Raw genomic sequence first — 5,500 nt, 5'->3', positions numbered from 1 at the left:
GGGTCACCGACGACAATCCGCGCAGCGAAGACCCCGCGCAGATCATCAAGGATATCCGCGCCGGCCTCAAAGCACCGGATGCCGTGCAGTTCGTCCCGGGGCGCGGCGAGGCCATCGCCCGCCTGGTGGCGCAGGCCGAGGCCGCCGATGTGCTGGTGCTGGCCGGCAAGGGTCACGAGGATTACCAGGAGATCATGGGCGTGCGTCACCCCTTCTCCGATCTGATCGAGGCGAACAAGGCCCTGGCGGTCTGGGAGGCGGCCCATGCTTAAACCCTGGCTGCTCGGCGAAGTCGCCGGCCCTCTCAACGCCCGCCTGATCGGTACCGACGTCGCCTTCTCCGCCGTCGGCACCGACAGCCGTACCATCGCCCCCGGCCAGCTGTTCGTGGCGTTGACCGGGCCGCGTTTCGACGGCCATGACTACCTGGCCGAAGTCGCCGCCAAGGGCGCGGTCGCCGCCCTGGTCGAGCGTGAGGTGGCCAATGCACCGCTGCCGCAGCTGCTGGTGGCCGATAGCCGCCTGGCCCTCGGCCAGCTCGGCGCGCTCAATCGCCAGGCCTTCAGCGGCCCGCTGGCGGCGGTGACCGGTTCCAGCGGCAAGACCAGCGTCAAGGAAATGCTCGCTGCGATTCTGCGCGCCGGCCTGAACGGTGCGGTGCTGGCCACCCGCGGCAACCTCAACAATGATCTGGGCGCGCCGCTGACCCTGCTCGAACTGGCGCCGGAGCACCGCGCCGGGGTGATCGAGCTGGGCGCCAACCATGTCGGCGAGATCGCCTACACCGTCGGCCTGACCCGGCCGCAGGTGGCGATCATCACCAATGCCGGCAATGCCCACGTCGGCGAGTTCGGTGGCCCGGAAAAGATTGTCCAGGCCAAGGGCGAGATTCTCGAAGGCCTGCCGCAGGACGGCGTGGCCGTGCTCAATCTGGACGACAAGGCCTTCGCCATCTGGCAGCAACGGGCCGCCGGGCGCCGGGTGCTGAGCTTCTCGCTGGTCGATCAGGCCGCCGACTTCCATGCCGGCGAGCTGAGCCGCGACGAGCGCGGCTGCCAGGGCTTCACCCTGCAGGGTGCGGCTGGCCGCGCGCGCATCCAGCTCAACCTGCTCGGCGTGCACAACGTCGCCAACGCCCTGGCCGCCTGCGCCGCCGCCCATGCCCTGGGCCTGCCGTTGGTCGCCATGATTCAGGGCCTGGAAAGCCTGCAGCCGGTCAAAGGCCGCGCCGTAGCGCAGTTGACGGCCAATGGCGTGCGGGTGATCGACGACAGCTACAACGCCAACCCGGTGTCGATGTGCGCGGCGGTGGATATACTCGCCGCCTTCTCCGGCCGCACCGTCCTGGTGCTCGGGGATATGGGCGAGTTGGGCCAGTGGGCCGAGCAGGGCCATCGCGATGTCGGCCGTCATGCCGCCGGCAAGGTCGATGCGCTCTATGTCGTGGGGCCGCTGATGCGCTTTGCGGTCGAGGAATTCGGCTCACAAGGCCGCCATTTCGCCGATCAAGCCAGCCTGATCGCAGCGCTTCGCGCCGAGCAGGCCGGCAGCACACTACTAATCAAGGGTTCACGCAGCGCTGCCATGGACAAGGTCGTGGCGGCGCTCTGTGGCGTATCTGGGGAGAATCACTAAATGCTGCTGCTGCTGGCGGAGTACCTGCAACAGTTCCACAAGGGCTTCGCGGTCTTTCAGTACCTGACCCTGCGCGGCATCCTCGGCGTGCTCACCGCCCTGGCCCTGTCGCTGTGGCTCGGTCCCTGGATGATCCGCACCCTGCAGATCCGCCAGATCGGCCAGGCCGTGCGCCACGACGGCCCGCAGTCGCACCTGTCGAAGAAGGGCACACCGACCATGGGCGGCGCGCTGATCCTCAGCGCCATCGCCGTGAGCACTCTGCTGTGGGCCGACCTGTCCAACCGCTACGTCTGGGTGGTACTGGCGGTGACCCTGCTGTTCGGTGCCATCGGCTGGGTCGACGACTACCGCAAGGTGATCGAGAAGAACTCGCGCGGCCTGCCGAGCCGCTGGAAGTATTTCTGGCAGTCGGTATTCGGCCTGGCGGCGGCGATCTTCCTTTATATGACCGCACAGAGCCCGGTGGAGACCACCCTGATCCTGCCGCTGCTGAAGGACGTCGCCATTCCCCTGGGCGTCGGCTTCATCGTCCTGACCTATTTCGTCATCGTCGGCACCAGCAACGCGGTGAACCTCACCGACGGCCTCGACGGCCTGGCCATTCTGCCCACGGTGATGGTGGCTGGCGCGCTGGCGATCTTCTGCTACCTGTCGGGCAACATCAAATTCGCCGAGTACCTGCTGATTCCCTACGTGCCGGGCGCCGGTGAACTGATCGTGTTCTGCGCCGCGCTGGTCGGCGCCGGCCTGGGCTTTCTCTGGTTCAACACCTACCCGGCGCAGGTCTTTATGGGCGACGTCGGTGCGCTGGCCCTCGGCGCCGCGCTGGGCACCATCGCCGTGATCGTGCGCCAGGAAGTGGTGCTGTTCATCATGGGCGGGGTGTTCGTCATGGAAACCCTGTCGGTGATCATCCAGGTCGCCAGCTTCAAGCTGACCGGCAAGCGCGTGTTCCGCATGGCGCCGATTCACCACCATTTCGAACTCAAGGGCTGGCCTGAGCCGCGCGTGATCGTCCGTTTCTGGATCATCACCGTGATTCTCGTGCTGATCGGCCTGGCCACCCTGAAACTGAGGTAATGAGCGTGTCATTGATCGCTTCCGACCAGTTCCGCATCGTTGTCGGCCTCGGCAAGAGCGGCATGTCCCTGGTGCGCTTCCTGGCGCACCAGGGCGTGCGCTTCGCCGTGGCCGATACGCGCGCGAACCCGCCGGAGCTGGAGACGCTCAAGCGCGACTACCCCGAGGTGGAAGTGCGTTGCGGCGAGCTGGACGTGGACTTCCTCTGCCGCGCATCGGAACTGTACGTGAGTCCGGGCCTGGCTGTGGCGACTCCAGCGCTGGCCGCAGCGGCTGCACGCGGGGTGAAACTGTCTGGTGATATCGACCTGTTCGCCCGTGAGGCCCGTGCGCCGATCGTCGCCATCACCGGCTCCAACGCCAAGAGCACCGTCACCACCCTGGTCGGCGAGATGGCGGCGGCGGCGGGCAAGCGCGTCGCCGTGGGTGGCAACCTCGGTACCCCGGCGCTGGATCTGTTGGCCGACGATGTCGAGCTGTACGTGCTGGAGCTGTCCAGCTTCCAGCTGGAGACCACCGATCAGCTCAATGCCGAAGTGGCCACCTGCCTGAACATCAGCGAAGACCACATGGACCGTTACAGCGGCCTGCCGGCCTATCACCTGGCCAAGCACCGGATCTTTCGTGGTGCCCACCAGGTGGTGATCAACCGCGACGACGCGCTGTCGCGTCCGCTGATCGCCGACCAGGTGACCTGCTGGGAATTCGGTCTGGGCAAGCCCGACTTCAAGCGCTTCGGTCTGCTCGAGGAAAACGGCGAGAAGTCCCTGGCGTTTCGCTTCGAAGCGTTGCTGCCGGTGAGCGAGCTGAAGATCCGCGGCGCGCACAACCAGTCCAACGCCCTGGCTGCCCTGGCCCTTGGCCATGCCGTCGGCCTGCCGATGGACGCCATGCTGGCCGCCCTGCGCCAGTTCGCCGGGCTGCCGCACCGCTGCCAGTGGGTCGGCGAGCGCGCCGGGGTGAACTACTACGACGATTCCAAGGCCACCAACGTCGGCGCCGCGCTGGCCGCCATCGAAGGCCTGGGTGGCGATATCGCCGGCAAGCTGGTGCTGATCGCCGGCGGCGACGGCAAGGGCGCCGATTTCTCCGCACTGAAGGCGCCGGTGGCGCGGTTCTGCCGCGCCGTGGTGCTGCTCGGCCGCGATGCCGAACGGATCGCCGCGGCCCTGGGCGACGCCGCGCCGCTGGTTCGGGTGAAAACCCTCGACGAAGCCGTGCTGCGTTGCAGCGAGCTGGCCGAGGCGGGCGATGCCGTGCTGCTGTCGCCGGCCTGCGCCAGCCTGGACATGTTCAAGAACTTCGAAGAACGCGGGCGGCTGTTCGCCCAGGCCGTGGAGGGGCTCGTCTGATGCTGGCCTTCCTGCGTCCCTACCCGTCGCCGCTGCTCAGTCGTCGTGGCCTCGACCTCGACTTCCCGCTGCTGGCCGGCTGCCTGGGCCTGCTCGGCCTGGGCCTGGTGATGATCACCTCGGCCTCCTCGGAAGTGGCGGCGGCGCTGTCCGGTAATCCGCTGTACCACATGATTCGCCACCTGATTTACCTGATCATCGGCCTCGGCGCCGCCGGCGTGGTGCTGCTGATCCCCATGAGTTTCTGGCAACGCTATGGCTGGATGCTGCTGCTGGCCGCCTTCGCCCTGCTGGTGCTGGTGCTGGTGCCGGGCATCGGCCGCGAGGTCAACGGCGCGCGGCGCTGGATCGGCTTCGGCGCGTTCAACGTGCAGCCCTCGGAAATCGCCAAGGTGTTCGTGGTGGTCTACCTGGCCGGCTACCTGGTGCGCCGTCAGGAAGAAGTGCGCGAGAGCTGGGCCGGTTTCTTCAAGCCCTTCGTCGTGCTGCTGCCGATGGCCGGCCTGCTGCTGCTGGAGCCGGACTTCGGCGCCACCGTGGTGATGATGGGGGCGGCCATGGCCATGCTGTTCCTCGGCGGCGTCGGCCTGCTGCGCTTCGGCCTGATGGTGGCCCTGGCGGTCGGCGCGGTGTTCGTCCTGGTGCAGACCCAGGAGTACCGCCTGCAGCGCCTGATCACCTTCACCGACCCCTGGGCCGACCAGTACGGCGCCGGCTACCAGCTGACCCAGGCGCTGATCGCTTTCGGCCGTGGCGAATGGTTCGGCGTCGGCCTGGGCAACAGCATCCAGAAGCAGTTCTACCTGCCGGAAGCCCACACCGACTTCGTCTTCTCGGTGCTGGCCGAGGAGCTCGGCCTGATCGGCGCCCTGGCGACCCTGGCGCTGTTCGTCTTCGTCTGCGTGCGCGGCCTGTACATCGGCCTGTGGGCGGAGAAGGCCAAGCAGTTCTTCGCCGCCTACGTGGCCTATGGCCTGTCCTTCCTGTGGATCGGCCAGTTCCTGATCAATATCGGGGTGAACACCGGGCTGCTGCCGACCAAGGGCCTGACCCTGCCGTTCCTCAGCTACGGCGGCAGCTCGCTGGTGATCTGCTGCGTCAGCCTGGCGCTGCTGCTGCGAATCGAGTGGGAGCGGCGCAACGTGCTGGGCAGCGAGGACGTCGAGTTCGACGAGGCGGATTTCGCCGAGCCGAACCAGGAGGTCGTCCATGCGCGGTAACGTGCTGATCATGGCCGGCGGCACCGGCGGCCACGTGTTCCCGGCGCTGGCCTGCGCCCGTGAGTTCCAGGCACGCGGCTACGCCGTGCACTGGCTGGGCACGCCGCGCGGCATCGAGAACGAGCTGGTGCCGCAGGCCGGCCTGCCGCTGCACCTGATCGACGTCAGCGGCCTGCGCGGCAAGGGCAAACTGTCCTTGCTCAAGGCGCC

5 protein-coding genes and 1 pseudogene are annotated in these 5,500 nt (G+C 67.6%); all 6 read left to right on the top strand.

Annotated features, from left to right (window positions below):
• Positions 1 to 272, top strand: a pseudogene (locus N878_RS11590) (UDP-N-acetylmuramoyl-L-alanyl-D-glutamate--2,6-diaminopimelate ligase); the annotation flags it as partial.
• Complete coding sequence (murF, locus tag N878_RS11585) at positions 265 to 1,635, top strand: UDP-N-acetylmuramoyl-tripeptide--D-alanyl-D-alanine ligase (protein ID WP_021443819.1); 1,371 nt, start codon at positions 265 to 267, stop codon at positions 1,633 to 1,635. The pseudogene N878_RS11590 and the gene murF, both read left to right, overlap by 8 nt.
• On the top strand, positions 1,636 to 2,718 hold the full coding sequence (gene mraY, locus N878_RS11580) for a phospho-N-acetylmuramoyl-pentapeptide-transferase (RefSeq protein WP_021443818.1): 1,083 nt from the start codon (positions 1,636 to 1,638) through the stop codon (positions 2,716 to 2,718). It abuts the gene before it with no gap.
• Between the two features lie 5 nt (positions 2,719 to 2,723).
• Positions 2,724 to 4,070, top strand: coding sequence for a UDP-N-acetylmuramoyl-L-alanine--D-glutamate ligase (murD, locus tag N878_RS11575; RefSeq protein WP_177342894.1), 1,347 nt, complete (start codon positions 2,724 to 2,726; stop codon positions 4,068 to 4,070).
• Complete coding sequence (gene ftsW / locus N878_RS11570; RefSeq protein ID WP_021443816.1) at positions 4,070 to 5,290, top strand: putative lipid II flippase FtsW; 1,221 nt, start codon at positions 4,070 to 4,072, stop codon at positions 5,288 to 5,290. The genes murD and ftsW overlap by 1 nt, the downstream gene beginning before the upstream one ends.
• A partial coding sequence (locus tag N878_RS11565; RefSeq protein WP_031303058.1) for a glycosyltransferase occupies positions 5,280 to 5,500 on the top strand: 221 nt, incomplete at its 3' end. The genes ftsW and N878_RS11565, both read left to right, overlap by 11 nt.

Source organism: Pseudomonas sp. EGD-AK9 (genome assembly GCF_000465935.2).
In the GTDB taxonomy this organism is placed as follows: Bacteria; Pseudomonadota; Gammaproteobacteria; order Pseudomonadales; family Pseudomonadaceae; genus Aquipseudomonas.
The sequence above is the reverse complement of the archived record's forward strand: the minus strand, read 5'-3'. Positions and strand labels throughout refer to the sequence as shown.

Excerpts from the sequence above, each read along its gene's own strand:
- murF (WP_021443819.1), top strand. The coding sequence starts at position 265 with ATGCTTAAACCCTGGCTGCTCGGCGAAGTCGCCGGCCCTCTCAACGCC.
- ftsW (WP_021443816.1), top strand. The coding sequence starts at position 4,070 with ATGCTGGCCTTCCTGCGTCCCTACCCGTCGCCGCTGCTCAGTCGTCGT.
- mraY (WP_021443818.1), top strand. The coding sequence starts at position 1,636 with ATGCTGCTGCTGCTGGCGGAGTACCTGCAACAGTTCCACAAGGGCTTC.